At 69.7% G+C, this 16432-nt stretch carries 10 protein-coding genes, 1 pseudogene and 1 CRISPR repeat array; of the genes and pseudogenes, 8 read left to right on the top strand and 3 right to left on the bottom strand.

Features of this window, described 5'->3' with window-relative positions; all coding sequences use genetic code 11:
- Positions 1–462 precede the first annotated feature (462 nt).
- The 8 genes and pseudogenes from ACFC0Z_RS06280 (at position 463) to cas2e (ending at position 10068) form a co-directional block, all read left to right on the top strand.
- Positions 463–3330: a CRISPR-associated endonuclease Cas3'' gene (locus tag ACFC0Z_RS06280; RefSeq protein ID WP_376433245.1), complete on the top strand. Its 2868-nt coding sequence runs from the start codon at positions 463–465 to the stop codon at positions 3328–3330.
- 223 nt (positions 3331–3553) lie between these two features.
- On the top strand, positions 3554–5194 hold the full coding sequence (casA, locus tag ACFC0Z_RS06275) for a type I-E CRISPR-associated protein Cse1/CasA (RefSeq protein WP_376433243.1): 1641 nt from the start codon (positions 3554–3556) through the stop codon (positions 5192–5194).
- A complete protein-coding gene (gene casB / locus ACFC0Z_RS06270; protein WP_376433241.1) occupies positions 5191–5928 on the top strand; it encodes a type I-E CRISPR-associated protein Cse2/CasB in 738 nt (245 codons plus the stop codon). Before casA ends, casB begins: the two co-directional genes overlap by 4 nt.
- 82 nt (positions 5929–6010) lie before the next feature.
- The gene (gene cas7e, locus ACFC0Z_RS06265) at positions 6011–7195 is read left to right on the top strand and encodes a type I-E CRISPR-associated protein Cas7/Cse4/CasC (protein WP_376433239.1); all 1185 of its coding nucleotides are present in this window, start codon (positions 6011–6013) and stop codon (positions 7193–7195) included.
- Positions 7192–8067, top strand: coding sequence for a type I-E CRISPR-associated protein Cas5/CasD (gene cas5e, locus ACFC0Z_RS06260; RefSeq protein WP_376433237.1), 876 nt, complete (start codon positions 7192–7194; stop codon positions 8065–8067). The genes cas7e and cas5e overlap by 4 nt, the downstream gene beginning before the upstream one ends.
- Positions 8064–8741, top strand: coding sequence for a type I-E CRISPR-associated protein Cas6/Cse3/CasE (cas6e, locus tag ACFC0Z_RS06255; protein WP_376433235.1), 678 nt, complete (start codon positions 8064–8066; stop codon positions 8739–8741). The genes cas5e and cas6e overlap by 4 nt, the downstream gene beginning before the upstream one ends.
- 71 nt (positions 8742–8812) lie before the next feature.
- A pseudogene (cas1e, locus tag ACFC0Z_RS06250) lies at positions 8813–9729 on the top strand (type I-E CRISPR-associated endonuclease Cas1e).
- Between the two features lie 27 nt (positions 9730–9756).
- On the top strand, positions 9757–10068 hold the full coding sequence (cas2e, locus tag ACFC0Z_RS06245) for a type I-E CRISPR-associated endoribonuclease Cas2e (RefSeq protein WP_376433233.1): 312 nt from the start codon (positions 9757–9759) through the stop codon (positions 10066–10068).
- 18 nt (positions 10069–10086) lie between these two features.
- Positions 10087–12557: a CRISPR direct-repeat array (repeat unit 25 nt; unit sequence TCTCCGCGCGAGCGGAGGTGGGTCG).
- 219 nt (positions 12558–12776) lie between these two features.
- Here the strand turns inward: cas2e and ACFC0Z_RS06240 are convergent.
- The 3 genes from ACFC0Z_RS06240 to ACFC0Z_RS06230 all read right to left on the bottom strand — a co-directional run bounded on the left by ACFC0Z_RS06240 (position 12777) and on the right by ACFC0Z_RS06230 (position 16314).
- Entirely contained in the window at positions 12777–13211 is a 435-nt protein-coding gene (locus ACFC0Z_RS06240) for an SMI1/KNR4 family protein (RefSeq protein WP_376433231.1), read from the bottom strand.
- A 450-nt stretch (positions 13212–13661) separates the two neighbouring features.
- Positions 13662–14363 carry a hypothetical protein gene (locus tag ACFC0Z_RS06235; RefSeq protein ID WP_376433229.1) on the bottom strand — a complete coding sequence of 234 codons (702 nt, stop codon included), beginning with the start codon at positions 14361–14363 and terminating at the stop codon, positions 13662–13664.
- Between the two features lie 592 nt (positions 14364–14955).
- Positions 14956–16314 carry an FAD-binding oxidoreductase gene (locus ACFC0Z_RS06230; RefSeq protein WP_376433227.1) on the bottom strand — a complete coding sequence of 453 codons (1359 nt, stop codon included), beginning with the start codon at positions 16312–16314 and terminating at the stop codon, positions 14956–14958.
- Positions 16315–16432 lie beyond the last annotated feature (118 nt).

Below are 16432 nucleotides of genomic sequence, written 5' to 3'. Positions count from 1 at the left end.
GTACGGCGACTTCGTGCGTGTTGACCGGCCGTTGGATGCTTCGCCCAGCGGCTGGCTGTGGCCCAAGGTCCCGGGGCATGGCAGGCCTTGCGCGTGACCAAGCGACGGTGAGCCAGTCCGCGTAGGCGTGGGGGAGATCGTCGGCTTGGCGGATACCTCACTCGCGGGCGGAGACTCTGGGGGCGCCGGCCAGAGGTCGAAGTTGCATGCGGCAGCAGTCCGGGGGCGTTCCTTGACTGCCGTAGCGGTAGCAGGTCGGCGATGCCGGGAACCGTGACCGTGGTGGTTAGACAAGGGAACACCTCCCGGGCAGTGGCCCGCTTCGGGAGCCGGATAACCCCTTCTTCGTGCGCCCTGCGCCGGTCTGACGTGCCACGCACACGCAGGTGCGGGGCCCGAGCCACGACCACCGAAACCTGAGTGTCAGCATCAATGTCAGTGCCGCCTGATATCTGTGACGGCATGACAGAACACGATGTCGTCCTTGCCTGCGCCGCCAACCCCGACTGCCGCCTGTGGGGCAAGGAACGTGGCCTGAGACGCCCATACCCGGTCATCTGTCATCTAGTGGATACGGCTGCTGTGTTCGGGGTGCTGTGGGATGTCGTGTTGAGTCCCCGGATCAGGGCGCGCATCGCGGATGCTTTACAACTGGCCGAGTCGGAGACACGTAAAGTTCTCTCGTTCTGGGCAGGACTGCACGACCTCGGGAAGATCACACCGCCGTTCCAGGCTCAGGTGCCCGCGGCTTTCGCAGCCATGCGGAGGGATCCGGCGTACGTCTTCGTTCCAGGTGCTGAGCGCGAGAGTGCCTTCCGCCATGAGGTGGCGACGCACTGGGCGGTGACTCTGCTTCTGGACGAGATCGGCTATCCGGGGGATCTCGGCCGGATGCGGCGCGCGGTGAGTCATCAGGTGGCCCAGATGCTCGGTGGTCATCACGGCATTTTCGGCCAGCCGCTGCTCAAGCGGAAGGTGAGTGCAGGGAGCCTCCATGCCCCGGGGCTTGGTGAACAGGGCTGGGCCGAGCAGCGCCGGCTGCACTTCGTTGAGTTGCGACGGGTCGTGGGCGCGACGGCGGTGCCGAGCGGTGAGTTGCCGGCTGAGCTCGCGGTTGTCGTTGCGGGTCTGGTCGTGGTGGCGGACTGGCTGGCGAGTCAGTCCGACTGGATCAATCCGCTTCTGCCCGCGGCTGGGTGGGAGGCGACGCCTCGGGCGCTGGACGCGCATTGGGTGAGGGCGTCTCACGCGGCGCCCGGCGTGGTCCGGGACGCTCAGCTGGGTCGGGCGGATTTCGCCCTCCAGCAGTTCGAGGGGATGTTTCCGTTCTCGCCCAATCCTCTGCAGCGGGACTTGGTGGAGCGTTTTCCCCGGCTGGCGGCGGAGCGCGGTTCCGGTCTGCTGTTGGTCACGGCTCCTACTGGGGATGGGAAGACTGAGGCCGCCTTGTACGCGGCTGCGGTGCTCGGGCGGGTTTCGGGGGCGCGCGGGCTGTATTTCGCGCTGCCGACGATGGCGACGGCGGACGGCATGTTTCCCCGGGTGGCCGCGTTTGCCGATCAGGCGTTGTACGGGGAGCGCGCGCTGACGCTTCTGCACTCGATGGCCTGGCTCAGCCCTGTGTACAACAGCCCTTCCGGTCCGGCTGCCGCTGCGGTCGGTGAGGGTGTGGTGGTCGCCGAGCGGTCGACGGCGACCGCAGCCGGGACCTGGTTGCGCGGCCCGAAGCGCGGTCTGCTCGCGCCGCTCGGGGCGGGGACGATTGATCAGGTGTTGGCCGGTGTGCTGCCGCTGCGGTACAACGTGCTCCGTCTGCTGGGCGTGTCGGACAAGGTGCTGGTGATCGACGAGGCACACGCTTACGGGCCTTGGATGCACAGTCTGATGACCCGATTGCTCGAGTGGCTCGGCGCGTTCGGCGCTCCGGTGGTGCTGCTTTCGGCGACCCTGACGGGTTCCACGGCGGGTTCGCTGGTGAACGCCTACCGGCGGGGTGCCGGTTTCCTGGACGCGGCGGAGGTGACGCCGTGCTACCCGGGCTGGCTGTTCACGGACGCGGCGACTGGCCAGGTGTCCACGCCTCGCGCGACAAGGACCGAGCGGGCGCGGACCGTGGACGTCGAGATCCACGGTGTGAGCTGGGACAGCCTGGACGCTCCGCAGTCGGCTGTCCGCAGGGGCGGGAGGCGTGAACGGCTTCGGTCGCGGTTGCAGCCGGTGGTGGACGGGGGCGGAGCCGCCCTCGTGTGCTGTACGACTGTCGCTGAGGCTCAGGCGACGTACAGGGACCTGTGTGAGGCGTTTCCCGTCCTTGCCCGGAGGGAGGGTGGGCTGCGGCTGCTGCACTCTCGCTACCAGGCTCGGGAGCGTCAGCGCATCAGCACGGAGTGCGAGCGGGCGTACGGCAAGCCCGGCGCGAGCGAGGAAAGCCGGGTCCGTCCGGGCTCCATCTTGGTGGCAACACAAGTAGTTGAACAGTCGCTCGATTTCGACTTCGACCTCGTCGTCAGTGATCTCGCCCCGCTTGCCCAGCTGTTGCAGCGGGTGGGGCGCTGCCGGCGGCACCGGCGAGGGCCGGAGGGGCGGCCTACGTGGGCGCAGTCGGAAGAGTGTCCCAAGCTGGTGGTTCTGGAGCCGGTGGACAGCGACGGCCGCACGAGGGTTCCGCCGACCTGGGGTGCGGTCTACGACCACGGGCTGCTCGTCCGCACCGCGGCGTTGCTGCGTCGGGAGCAGGTGGGTGGGATCGAGGTTCCCGGGGATGTGCAGCGGCTTGTCGACGCGGTGTACGCGGCGGACTTCGTCGAAGGCCTGGATGCGGCGGTGAAGCAGGAACTGGTGCGGATGGACCTGGACCGTACCGCCAACGAGGTGGCCGAGTCGCATCTGGCCCGGATGACGACGATCTGCGCGCCGCAGGACGTCCAGGGCGATCTCGGCAGACTCAGTGCACTTCAAGAGGGCGTTACGGAGGAGTTGTTGACGACCCGTTTGGGGGCGGATACCGGTCGCGTACTGCTGCTGTACGCCCAGCCCGGTGGCGAGCTGACGCTCGACGAGGACGGCGCGCTGAGTCTGTCCGCGCTGACGCGCAGAGCGACACCCACGCGCGAGGAGTTGGGTTTGATCATGTCTTGGGTCGCTCCCGTTCCCGGATCGTGGCTGCGTGGCGACGAAGGCGTGCCCCGTCCCGTCGGCTGGGAGAAGCAGCCGCTCCTTCGCGAGCTCGTGCTGGTGACCGTGCACCGTGAGCCGGACGGTTCGAGCTGGAGGGGCCGCCACGGCAACCGATCAATTTCCGTCTCAGCCGTAGGACTTGAGGTCAATTAAAGCCAGTTTCGCCAACGCTCTATCCCTGTAGCAGCACGCTTGGTGAGATGTCTTCAGCCCGGCCACCACGCACCGGGCCCGACTGGCGGGATCCGGTTCCCGCCAGCCGGTACGCCCGCTCGCGCGGGCACAGGGGTATGGACGCGGTCGTCCCGGTAGCGGCACGCGAGTCACCTCCGCCTGCGCGAAGACCCCATCACATTGTGACTCCTGAGAGGCTTTGATGCCCGCACGTTCGCACAGCACAGCGGAAGCGCCCCTCTTCCCGGTCATCTGGGCGCCCCACGCACGCGGAGGCGACTCCGCGCCCCTGCCGGGGAAGATCGGTTTTCGCGAGCTGCTGCTGCGCAGCCACGAGATCACGGGCCTCGCCGTCGCCGAGCCCCCCGCGCACTCCGCCCTGCTGCGGATGCTGTACGCGCTGACCGCGCGGGTCACCCGTCTCGACGAGAGCGGCCCGGGTGACTGGGGCGAGCGCCGCATGGACGTGGTCGAGGCGGGAGAGCTCCCCTCCGACGCGATCGAGGAGTACTTCGCTGCGTGGGGGCATCGCTTCTTCGTCTTCGACGGTGAAGGGGGGCGTCCATGGATGCAAGACCCGCGGTTGGCGGAGCAGTGCGACGCCGGCAACACCGCGGGGGTGAACAAGCTGATCGTGACCCGGCCGGCAGGCAATAACCACTCCTGGTTCACGCACGTCAGTCCTCAGTCCCCCGTCCTCCCCACAGTGTCCGAAGCCGTTCTCAATCTGCTGGTCTGGCACTTCTACGGGCCGTCCGGCAGGTGCTCGTCGCGCGAGGTGGGGGGCGTGAAGAGCGCCAGTGCCACGGCCGGCCCGCTGCGTACCGCGCTGTCCTACCATCCCGAGGGCGACACCCTGTTCCAGACCCTCCTGGCGGGGCTCACCCCGCCGGAGGCGACGGTCCGTCGTGATGTCGACTTGTGTCCGTGGGAGTGGGAGAAGCTGCCCGACCCCGAGCTGCCGCCCACTGATAGGACCGGGCCGATGGCGCTGCTCACCGCGTGTTCCTCGCACGCCCTGCTGCTCGTGGCGAACGAGGAACAGCAGGACACGGTGGCGGACGCGTTCATCACGTGGGCGTACCGCGGCGAGCGCATGCCCCGTGACGACGCCTATCTGATCTGGCAGATCAGTCAGCAGGGCAATCGCTACCCGCGGCCTGCCGACTCCCGGAGGGCGCTGTGGCGTGATGTGGACGCCCTGCTGCTGTACGAGGCGGGCGGGCCGGCGCGGCCACGACGACCGAGGGTGTTCGATACGGCATTCGAGGTCGCGGAGACGCTGCGGGTCAGGGCGCTGGGATTCGAGCAGGAAGGACAGGCCAAGGACCGGCAGTTCGTCGAGGGGTCGACGCCTCCGCTCCTGGGTGTCGTGGAGGAAGAAGCGCCGCGCACCGAAGCCGCCGTGGGCCGGCTGCGCCGGCTCGGCGAGATGTACGGCCACAGGCTGGACCGCGCCGTGCGCAGGGCCTGGTGCCTCTACGTCGGCGACCCCAAGGCGGAGCACTCCACCTGGTCCGCCGAGGCCGGCGCCCGCTACTGGCCGCAGGCCGAGACGGAGTTCTGGTCGCGCTATCGCCGACTCGACCGCTCTTTGGCGTCGGCATCACTCGACGCGGGCCTGGATCGCACGGAGGCGCGCAAGGCCTTCCTCGCCCTGGCGGAGCAGAGCTTCGCCACGGTCACCGCGCCCATCAGCTCCCGGCTGCGCGGTGCCAAGGCCGTCGCGGAAGCCCGCGCCGAGCTTTACGGGAAGCGGCCCACCGCCAAGGGCACCGGAAGCGGCAACGCAGATGGTTTCGGGCTCGAAGCCACCGGATCGGATCAGGGAGTTTCCGTATGACCACCGAGTCGTCAAAGTCGGCTGCAGACCTTCGTCGCGAGCACCTGAGCGCGTATGTCGCCTGGATCAGGAAGGAGTGCGGCGACCCCGGTACCCGCGCCGCGCTGCGCGCCGGTGTGGGACGGGATCTGAACCACGTACGCCCCATGCACCGGATCGTGGCTCCCTGGCTCCCCCGCCATCGCCATGTTCCCGAGGCGGAGGAACGCGCCTTCTACCTGGTCGCGTCGATGATCGCCGACCGCCCGCGGCATACGTTCGCAGCCGAGGACGAATCCGACAACACCGTCGACGAGGAAACCACTCCCGCAGGCATGGTGGAGGCAGACGGCCCGGCCTCGGCCCCGGCGAACGAGGGCGAGGACGCTCGGGCCGAGCGTTGGGGACGCAGCCTGGGCCATTGCCTCGCGCAGGCCGTCGTCGACAGCCCAGGGCGTGAGCGTGACATGCGGGCCTCCGCCGCCGAAGCACGACTGGATCTGCTGACGCGGCAGAGCACCGCCGGACTGCACCGGCACCTGCCGGCCACCGTGCGCCACCTGAGCCAGACCGGTGTCGACGTCGACTGGGTCCGGTTGATGCAGGACCTGATCGCCTGGCCGACCCTCTCAGGGCGCATCAGCCGCAGGTGGCTCCAGGACTACTACCGCGAGACCACCCGGAACCGTAACGAGAAGAGCGATCAGGAGGACCAGGCCGAACTCCTACTCCCCAGCGCCGACGACACCCCGTGATCGTCCCTCGCCGACCCGGGTCACCACCGGCTCTCCGCCGCACTCCACAAAGCATGACCACCACCACAGATTGCGACCAGCCATGACATCGCGCACCGCCGCCCGCTTCATCGACGTCCACATCCTTCACCCCGTCCCGTTCGCCAACCTGAACAGGGACGATGCGAACGCCGTCAAGACCGTGCAGTACGGAGGCACGCTGCGCACGCGGGTCAGCAGCCAGTGCTGGAAGCGCGCGGCACGCGAGGAATTTCAGGAACTCATCGGACAGGCCGCCCTTCGTACCCGGCGCATCGGCGAGCGAGTCGCCCGTGAGCTGGAGGAGCGGGGGTGGCCGGCCGACCTGGCGCTGCGGGCAGGCGGCCACCTCGCGGCGGGCAGCAGCATCAAGTTCGAACTGGCCAAGGACAAGGACAAGCAGGCCATCGCCAACAAGGTCCTGACCAACGCCATGGTGTACGTCCCCGAGACCGCTGTGGGCGAACTCGCAGATCTGGCCGAGGAGTTCCGTGCACAACTGGAGGCAGCCAAGGACATCAAGAAGCCGGCGGACAAGAGCGTGCTGCCCAAGGAACGCGTCGAGGCCGTCCTGCGCTCCCGCAACGGGGTGATCAACCTGTTCGGCCGGATGCTCGCCGAGGTCGACGAGGCCGGTGTCGACGGCGCCGTCCAGGTCGCCCACGCCATGACAACGCACCCCACGGACGTCGAGGTGGACTACTTCAGCGCGGTCGACGACATCACCGCGGTCTGGAAGGACAGCACCGGCAGCGGTCACATGGGCAACGCCGAGTTCAGTGCCGGTACCTTCTACCGGTACGCCACCGTAGACCTCCGTGACCTGGCGGCGAACATCGGCGACGAGCCGGACGCGCTGCGCGAACTCACGGCAGCCTTCCTGTCCGCGTTCATCGAATCCGTACCCCGGGCCAAGAAGAACTCCACCGCGCCGCACACTCTGCCGAGTCTGATCCACCTCTCCGTGCGGGCCGACCGTCCCCTCTCCTACGCCGGCGCCTTCGAGAAGCCGGTCCGCGCCACCGAGAGCAGCGGCTTCGCCGAGCCCTCCGCCGACCAGCTCAGCGCCTACGCCCAGGCAGCCAACGCCATGCTCGGCAACGGCCGGATCCTCACCTCCGGCTTCCTCAACCTCGCCTCCAAGGACCTGCCCGGTCTCGGTATCCGCTACGGCTCGCTCGACGAGCTCCTGGAGACCACTCTGGCCACCGCGCTCACCACCGCAGCGGACGGAACCCCCAGCGCATGAGCGGCCGCGACCTTCCCCCGCCCGAGTCTGGCCTTCTGCTGCGGCTGACGGCCCCTTTGCAGTCCTGGGGCGAACACAGCCACTTCACCGACCGTGACACCGCTGCCTTCCCCACCCGCTCCGGAGTCATCGGCCTGCTGGCCGCCGCCCTCGGCCGTCGCCGCGGCGAATCCATCGCCGACCTGACCCGCCTGTCGCTGACCGTACGGGTCGACCGACCCGGCGTCCGTCTGCGCGACCTGCACACCGTCGGCGGCGGTCTGCCCGCCAAGGCCACCGTCACCACCGCAGAGGGCAAGAAGCGCAGCGGCGAGACCACCACACTCCTCAGCCACCGCCACTACCTCGCCGACGCAGCCTTCACGATCGCCCTCACCACACCCCACACCCCGGACAGTACGGAAGCGGAGCGCGCCGAAGCCCACGACCTGCTCGCCTGCTGCGAGAGTGCCCTGCGCTTTCCGCAGTGGCCGCTCTACCTCGGCCGCCGCTCCTGCCCACCGGAGGGTCCGCTCCTTCTGACGCGTGCCGACGACGCCCTGCACCACCTGGTCCGCCTCCCCCTGGCCGCGATGTCGCCGACGCCCGCGGGCGTCGAGTTCATCTCCGACCGACCACTACACACCCTGCCCGTCCCCGAGGCCCTGCTCACTGCCGACGCCAGCGACGGCGCCCATGCCTCGGGGCAGGCCACGGACGAACCGCTCACCTTCCACACCACACGCCGCGACTACCGGGCCCGCCCCCTCTACCGGCGCTCCCTGCACCTGCCCGCCGAGCAGTACGCGGGCCTCGGCACACAGCAACTCGACGCCCTGACCACCTATCTGACCCGCCACCTGCCCAAGCCCCTGGAAGGGAGACGTCCGTGACCGTCTGGCTCACCCGCATCGCCCCCGACCCGCGCTCGGCCCAGGCCCGCAGCGACACCACCGGCACACGCCTGGGCCTCGCGCTCCACCAGCGCCTCATGGCCCTCTTCCCTCCGAATGCCGGACCCGACCCGCGGGCCCGGTTCAACGTGCTCTTCCGCACCGAGGACACCCCCCACGGACTGCACCTGCTGATGCAGAGCACCCACGAGCCCGACCTCTCGCGACTCCCCGAGAACTACGGAGCCAGCCTCACCCGCCCCCTCGACGCGCTCCTCGACGCGCTGCGCCCCGGCCTCACCGTCCGCTATCGCTGCGTCGCCAACGCCGTCCGCCGTCCCGGACACACCACCCGTGCCCACTACAACCTCCCCGCCGTCGTTCCCCTCCATGGCGCGGCGGCGGACACCTGGTGGGAAGGCCAGGCCCAAGCCGCCGGCCTCACCCCCCACACCATCGAATCCGCTTCCCTCGATGCCGCCGGCGGACGCCACGGGCAACGCGGCACAACCACCACCGGCGCCCTCGTCCGCCACGCCCGCACCCGCTTCGAGGGGACCGCGACCATCCAGGACCCCGAACTGCTCCGTACGAAGATCACCGAGGGAATCGGCCGCGGCAAGGCCTACGGATGCGGCCTCCTCACCATCGCCCCCGCCAGGAACCCTGGATGACCGCCTCCACCCCGGAGTCGAACGCCGCCCGTTCCCACGGGCGGCGTCGTCTCGCCGCGCCCACCGTCGCCATGCTGCCCCGCGTCGCGGACTCCCTGTCCTTCCTCTACCTGGACATCGTCCGAATACACCAGGACGACACCGGCGTCTGCGCCGAAGTCACCAGCGAACGGCGCGGCACGGAAACCGTCTACCTCCCCACCGCCGCGCTCTCCTGCGTCCTCCTCGGCCCCGGAACCTCCATCACCGCCCGCGCGCTCGCCACCTTCGCCCGCCACGGAACCACCGTCCTGATCACCGGCGCCGGCGGCGTCCGCTGCTACTCCGCCACCGTGCCCGACTCCCTCACCACCACCTGGCTGGAACACCAGACACGAGCCTGGGCCGACGACACCCGACGGCTCGCCGTCGCCACCACCATGTACGAGAAACGCTTCGGTGTCGGCACCGTGCCCGCCGGCAGCAGCCTCAACCAACTACGCGGCTCGAAGGTCAGCGCGTCAAAGCCCTGTACCAACTCCTCGCCCGCCAGTACAAGATCGGCCGCTTCCGCCGCGCCTACGACCCGGCCTCCTGGGACACCCAGGACCCCGTCAACCTCGCCCTCTCCTCCGCCAACACCTGCCTGTACGGGATCGTCCACGCCGCAATCCTCGCCCTCGGCTGCTCCCCCGCCCTCGGCTTCGTCCACAGCGGCAACCAGCAGGCCTTCGTCTACGACGTCGCCGACCTCTACAAAGCAGACCTCACCATCCCGCTCGCCTTCTCCCTCCACAACGCACCCGACCCGGAAGCCGCGGCCCGCCGCTCCTTCCGCGACGGCCTACGACTGTTCAAACTCCTCCCCCGCATCGTCACCGACATCCAAACCCTCCTCGCCCCCGACCAGACCCACGACCTCCCCGACCCCGAGGAACAACTCGTGGACCTCTGGGACCCGATCACAGGCACCGTCCCCGGCGGCACCAACCACACCCCCGCCCCCTGACCGCGTCCCCCGGAGAACCCCACCCCCATGCCCTCGATGATCGTCATCGCCGCCACAGCCGTACCCGACCACCTCCGCGGCGCCCTCACCCGCTGGCTCCTCGAAGTCACCCCCGAGCTGTACATCGGCACCGTCTCAGCCCGCGTCCGCGACGAACTCTGGACCTCCGTCACCGCGTCCACCGCCGACGGGACTGCCGTCCTCGCCTACCCCGCCGCCAACGAACAAGGCTTCAGTCTCCGAACCGTCGGCAACCATCGCCGCGTACCCCTCGACTTCGACGGCCTCACCCTGATGGCTTTCAGGAGACAGAACCAAGAAATGGCAAAGACCCTTTAGGATTGCAGGTCAGGAAGGGTGCTCTCCGCGCGAGCGGAGGTGGGTCGCTTCCGCAGGAGCTTGGACAGGTAGCCGCCCGGTGCTCTCCGCGCGAGCGGAGGTGGGTCAGACCGTGTCGCGCGCGCTCGCCGTGCTGAAGGGGTGCTCTCCGCGCGAGCGGAGGTGGGTCGGCGGCCGAGGGGGCCGGGCGGCTGCCGTCCGGGTGCTCTCCGCGCGAGCGGAGGTGGGTCGATGGAGCTGCAGCCGGAGAGCGACAGCCAGCCGTGCTCTCCGCGCGAGCGGAGGTGGGTCGGTCATGCGCGACATCTGGGACTACGCCCAGTCGTGCTCTCCGCGCGAGCGGAGGTGGGTCGCAGGGCGGCGTTTCCCTGAATCGGAGGGTCTGGTGCTCTCCGCGCGAGCGGAGGTGGGTCGCAGCGCGCGCAGCGGCCCAGGAGTCCGGGAGGGTGCTCTCCGCGCGAGCGGAGGTGGGTCGTACCGGCGGCCTCTTCGGGGTAGACCAGGCGAGTGCTCTCCGCGCGAGCGGAGGTGGGTCGCTCGGGGTCGTGTGCGGCCTCGGAGTTGATGAGTGCTCTCCGCGCGAGCGGAGGTGGGTCGGAGCATGCGGGCGATGTCCTGGTCGGTAATCAGTGCTCTCCGCGCGAGCGGAGGTGGGTCGCATTTGCGCTCCGTGCGTTCCACGGCGTCGGCGTGCTCTCCGCGCGAGCGGAGGTGGGTCGGCGCCACCGCGACCTCCAGCCCAAGAGCCCGGGTGCTCTCCGCGCGAGCGGAGGTGGGTCGCAGCGTTCGGCTGCCTCCTCGGCCGCAATGACGTGCTCTCCGCGCGAGCGGAGGTGGGTCAGACGCTGGCCGCAATCGAGTCGATGTACGACCTGTGCTCTCCGCGCGAGCGGAGGTGGGTCGATGCCGGATGTGCCAAGGGAGGCCCGCTCGTTGTGCTCTCCGCGCGAGCGGAGGTGGGTCGGCCGCCCAGACCGCAGAGGGGTCGGGGGACAGGTGCTCTCCGCGCGAGCGGAGGTGGGTCGGGAGGGTCGGTCGACGACTACGGCTTCCGTGGGTGCTCTCCGCGCGAGCGGAGGTGGGTCGACGGCGTCCGGGTCCGGGCGGCCGGAGGTGTTGTGCTCTCCGCGCGAGCGGAGGTGGGTCGCGTGAGCCGCTCGGCCCGCTCCCGAACACCAAGTGCTCTCCGCGCGAGCGGAGGTGGGTCGCGGGGCGCCTCGACCTTGAAGACGTCGCCGCCGTGCTCTCCGCGCGAGCGGAGGTGGGTCGCAACTCCCGGGCCTGACGCTGTGCGTCGACTAGTGCTCTCCGCGCGAGCGGAGGTGGGTCGTACTTCGGTCCCCCGCGCTTCTCGGCTTGTTCGTGCTCTCCGCGCGAGCGGAGGTGGGTCTACGGCCGCCGCAGGGGTTCGTCGTCGCGGAGCGTGCTCTCCGCGCGAGCGGAGGTGGGTCACGACGACGACCTGTCCTGCCAGCGCACGTTCTGTGCTCTCCGCGCGAGCGGAGGTGGGTCGGTCCGGCAGATCATCCGCGACCATCGCGTCGAGTGCTCTCCGCGCGAGCGGAGGTGGGTCGCCACTGGTACGGGGTGCTGGATCCGGCCCAGAGTGCTCTCCGCGCGAGCGGAGGTGGGTCGCCGCCGCGATCCTCGCCCGCGACCGGGCAACGGTGCTCTCCGCGCGAGCGGAGGTGGGTCGGTGACCCAGTGGCTCACGGGCGGCGCCGCATGGTGCTCTCCGCGCGAGCGGAGGTGGGTCGCCAGCCGTCGATCAGGTCGCCGCCGGTCAGGTGTGCTCTCCGCGCGAGCGGAGGTGGGTCGTCCTGGCCGGCCTTCGCGGCGTCCGCGAGCCAGTGCTCTCCGCGCGAGCGGAGGTGGGTCGTACAAGGGCGTCCCGTACGTCTCCGGCGGCGAGTGCTCTCGGCGCGAGCGGAGGTGGGTCGGAGTGGGCCACAGGCGGCGGCGAGGTCCAGCGGTGCTCTCCGCGCGAGCGGAGGTGGGTCGGGAACCGGCTGTGATGCGTCCTCTGCTGCCTCGTGCTCTCCGCGCGAGCGGAGGTGGGTCTTCCACCGCCCAGTCCCACCTCAACGTCGTCCTGTGTCCTCCGCCTGAGCGGAAGTGTGTCGGCTCTGGGCGTCCCCGACGAAGCCCTGTGGAAGGGTTCTCCGCGCGAGCGGAAGTGGGTCGCACACTGGCGAACTCGCCATGGACGAGCAGCATTGCTCTCCGCGCGAGCAGAGGTGGGTTGCTGAACCACGACAAGACGGGCGGTGTTGGCATGTGTTCTCCGCGTGAGCGGAGGTGGGTCGACGTGCGCCATGCCGGCCTTGACCTCGGCGCGGTGCTCTCCGCGCGAGCGGAGGTGGGTCGTCGCAGGCGGGATCCGCGAACACGGGGCCGGCGTGTTCTCCGCGCGAACGGAGGCGGGTCGGTGGCGACCAGGATCGTCAGCCCGATCGGCAAGTGCTCTCCGCGCGAGCGCAGGTGGGTGTTGGGGTACGGGCTCGTCTACAGAGCGAAGTACTCTCAAGATCCAGTACCGCCCCCCACCCCATCGACGACTGCCTCACCGGCACCGTCCTGACCACGGACAACGTGGGCCGCGAAGGTGGTCGAAACTGCCCCGGCAGGGCGCCTCCGTCTCAATTCCCTTGTCTGCGAGGTCCGAATTGCGAGCCGCCCGGTCAGCGGTCCGGGACCAATCCGACGGCCTACTGGTACCAGGCGTCGCCGCCCTCGGAAAGCGAACGGCCAAGGTAGTCTCTCAGGTCTCCTGCCACCCACCTGCGGCTGTCGGTCTCGTGCTCCCAGACGAAGATGTCCGGCCGCTGCGGTGTCTGTACGAACGCGAACTGGTCCCCACCTCCGTTGTCCCCGAAGAAGAGAAGAGCGTCGAAGGGCATATACAGCTGGGCGAAGGACCTATCAGACCGGAAGAAGAGATTCCGCTCGGCAATCCGCTCGACGGCCCACACGGTATCCACTGCGGTATGCCCGATGATCCCATCACTTTCCAGGAGCAGCTGCCTCAGCTCGGCAGGCAGCCCGCGCCCGAGAAGGCGCTCTGCGTCAGCGAGGGCCGTCACCTTCGCAGGACTCCGGAACCCTGCCCCAGGAAAGACCTCATGGGCCGCTTCTCTCCACATGATCCGAAGACTACTCGGCGGCCCGCTGGCTCCTGCATGAAGGTACTCAGCCCCGCAGCAAGCCGGGACCTGTGATGGATTCGATTCTGATCGCGCGAGAGTCGCTGGGCGCCGGCCCTCGCTCCCTGCGTGAGGCCGAGAGCATCGTGCTCTGCAGTCCGTGACGAAATGTGGAACGGTGGCAACATCAGGAACGGGTGATCGTTCTAGTCCAGGCTTTCGACGAGCTGGTCGAGGAGAGCTGACACCGTTGCCACGGTCGGGCGAGGGCTTCAGCCCTCGCCCGACCGTGCGGGATGAAGCCGCAGATTCAGGCGGTGGCCGTCCCGACATCGATGCCGAAGAGCTTGTTGTCGACGTACACCCGAACGTGGCCAATGGAATACAGCGATGCATCCCCACACTGAAGGTGGCCGTGCGCAGGTCGGGAAGCCAGGGCCACCCGGGTTCTCAGGCCTTCATCGGTGCCAACCACCGTTCGGCGCGGCCCTGTTTGTCGGAGTCTCCAGAGCGGCGGGCGTGCGCCAGCAGTCGGGCGCGCAGTGGTTCGGGCAGGCCGGCGAGGTCCCGCTTCTGGTGCGGGCGTGTCTTCCAGCCCACCAGATGCCGCACGGCCCCGGCGTCGTGCCGTTCCTCGGCCCGCGGGTCGGCCAGGGCGGTGAGCAGGTCGGCGATCGGTATTCTGCCGAGCAGTTCGCCAGGCACGCTCTCGTGGAGGGGGTAGCCGGAGCAGCGCCCGCTTCCGGAGCCGTACCAGTCGAGCAGGGCCAGCACCCGCTCCACCGGGTCGGGGAGCGTCAGCTGCAGTCGGTGCGTGAGTTCCGCGAGCAGTTCGGGGGAGGGCATGGCGCCGGTGCGGGAGAGGGCGAGGATCCGGTCGGCGGTCCCCTCCAGTCCGGCGGGCACCGCGGCCAGCCAGTTGCGCTCCTCTTTGGCGCCTTCCTCCACCCGTAGCCGGTCGGCCTCGGACTGCTGCAGGGGGCCGGGCATGCCGTGCCCGGCCAGCCAGGCCAGGAGCAAGCGGCCGTCGGCCAGGACGGCGTCACTCTCCCACTGCCCCCACCTCAGTGTCGCCCCGTGATGCAGGACTGCGACTGCGAGCCGCTCACCGTCCTGGTCGAACACCTCGAAGCGGACGTCCCCAAGACACATGCAGTGGAACCCGGGCAGCGATTCAACGGACATGGCCGTCCGGAGCTGAACCGACTCCGCCGGATCAGAGAGGTCCACCCGGATCTCTCCGACCGCCCCGAACCCGCTCACTGAGCTGACCTGGACCACGTGCGCTTGCTGCAGCAAGCCATCCAGCGCTGTCGACCCGTCAATGAACCGATCCCTCCCCGCCCAGGCCACAGGTACACAGGCCGCCAGATTTCACCGCAGCTCCCGACCACCTCGCAACCCTGTTCCCCCACGCCCGCACTTCAGCGTGTGCACCGACGGGCGGACGTCGCTGCGCGATGGGCTATGGCCCCGCCCTGGACCGACCGCACTCTCACGAGGCCGGCTGACTGGGCAACGGCAACGGCAACGGCAACGGCAACGGCAAACCAGTAGCAGGGAACCGGTGGCCGTGCACCAGCGGGCCACCACCCCCGCGGCCCGCCGCCAACAGGCCGTCCACAGACGAAGTGCCCCGGGCAGGCTGTCCCGGCACGCGGCCGTGGACAGCCCCGCCCGGGGCAGGTCACCGCTGTTCCCGCTCGCCCGCGGGCAGTACCCAGCGGCGGCGGGCCGGCCTGTTTTAGGTGGCCGGGGGGATGTTGTGGTTGAGGCGGAAGAGGTTCTGCGGGTCGTAGACCGCCTTCAGCTCCGTCAGGCGCCGGTAGTCGTCAGGCTCGTAAGCGGAACGGACATGCTCGGTGTCGCGGCGGCCGTTGAGGAACGTCAGCGCCCGCCCGCCGGTGCTCCACGGCTCCAAAGCCTGAAGGATCCGGTCGTGCGCGGGCTGGATGTCGGCGAGCTCGGCCCGCTCCAGACGGGACACCACGTTCAACAGGTACTGCGCGCCACGGTTGCCGACCGCGTTCGGGACAGCGGCGGGGCGTGCGAGGGCGCCGCCGAGGTGGCGGAGTTCGACGACGTGGGGGACGGGGACGTGGGGTCCGACGAGTTCGAGCAGTGCGCGGACCGCGTCCGTGTCGAGTTCGCGGAGCATGGTGGTGACGGATTCCGCGGCGCCGGGGATGGGCGGGTCGTTGTGGATGGTGCCGATCTCGGCGTAGGGGAGTTCGCGGACGGTGTCGTTGAACGGGCCCAGTGCCCGCAGGGGTGCGATCAGGTCCTTGCCGGGGCCGAGGTCGTCGGCGGAGTAGGCGATGCGGACGTGGACGACGTGCCGGCCTCGCAGCGGCGGCGGGAGGACCGGTGCGTCGGGGAAGAAGATGACGGCGAGCGAGGAGGTCATCTCCTCCGGTACGCCCGCGGACCAGGCGGCGTAGGTGTCGAAGACTTCCTGGGCTTGGGAGAAGTCGAAGAACAACCCGCCGCCGTAGAGGGTGGGGACGGGAAACAGGTCGACTTCGATACCGGTGACGACACCGAAATTGTCCCGGCCGCCCCGCAAAGCCCAGAACAGGTCCGCGTCCGACTCCGCGGTCACCGTACGGAGCTGTCCGTCCGCGGTCACCACCTCGATCCGGCGGACATGGTCGGCCGCGTAGCCGTAACGGCGGGACAGGACACCGAGGCCGCCGCCCAGGGTGTAGGAGATGACACCGACACCCGGGGCCGAACCCGCCAGCGGCGCGAGGCCGACTTCCGCGGCTTCCTGGATGACCTGGTTCCACGACACACCCGCCGCCGCCCACGCCGTCCGCGCGCCGGCGTCGACCCGTACTTCCGTCATGCGAGAGGTGTTGATCAGCACCCCGCCCTCCGCCGCGACCGCCGCGAGAGCGTGCCCGGTGCCCTGGACCGCGACGGCAAGGCCCTGGGCGGCGGCGAACTCCACCGCCGCCTGCACATCCCCCGGCCCCGCGGCGCCGATGAGGACCTGGGGACGGTGCGAACGCGCGGTCTGATTCCCCGCACGCTCCTCGTCATACCCCTCATCCCCCGCGACCAGCACCGGGCCCGTCACCCGCCCACGTAACGCGGCCAACGCCGCAGCATCCACAACAACCCTACCCTCGGCCCGGCCGCTGTTCTCCGTCACACTCATGACCTCTCCCCAATCCTCATCGCATCTGCTGTCACACGGTCTCTCGCGGCCGGGAACC

The organism is Streptomyces sp. NPDC056144, from assembly GCF_042264145.1.
Taxonomy (GTDB): Bacteria; Actinomycetota; Actinomycetes; order Streptomycetales; family Streptomycetaceae; genus Streptomyces.
This window is presented reverse-complemented; position numbering and strand designations above follow the sequence as displayed.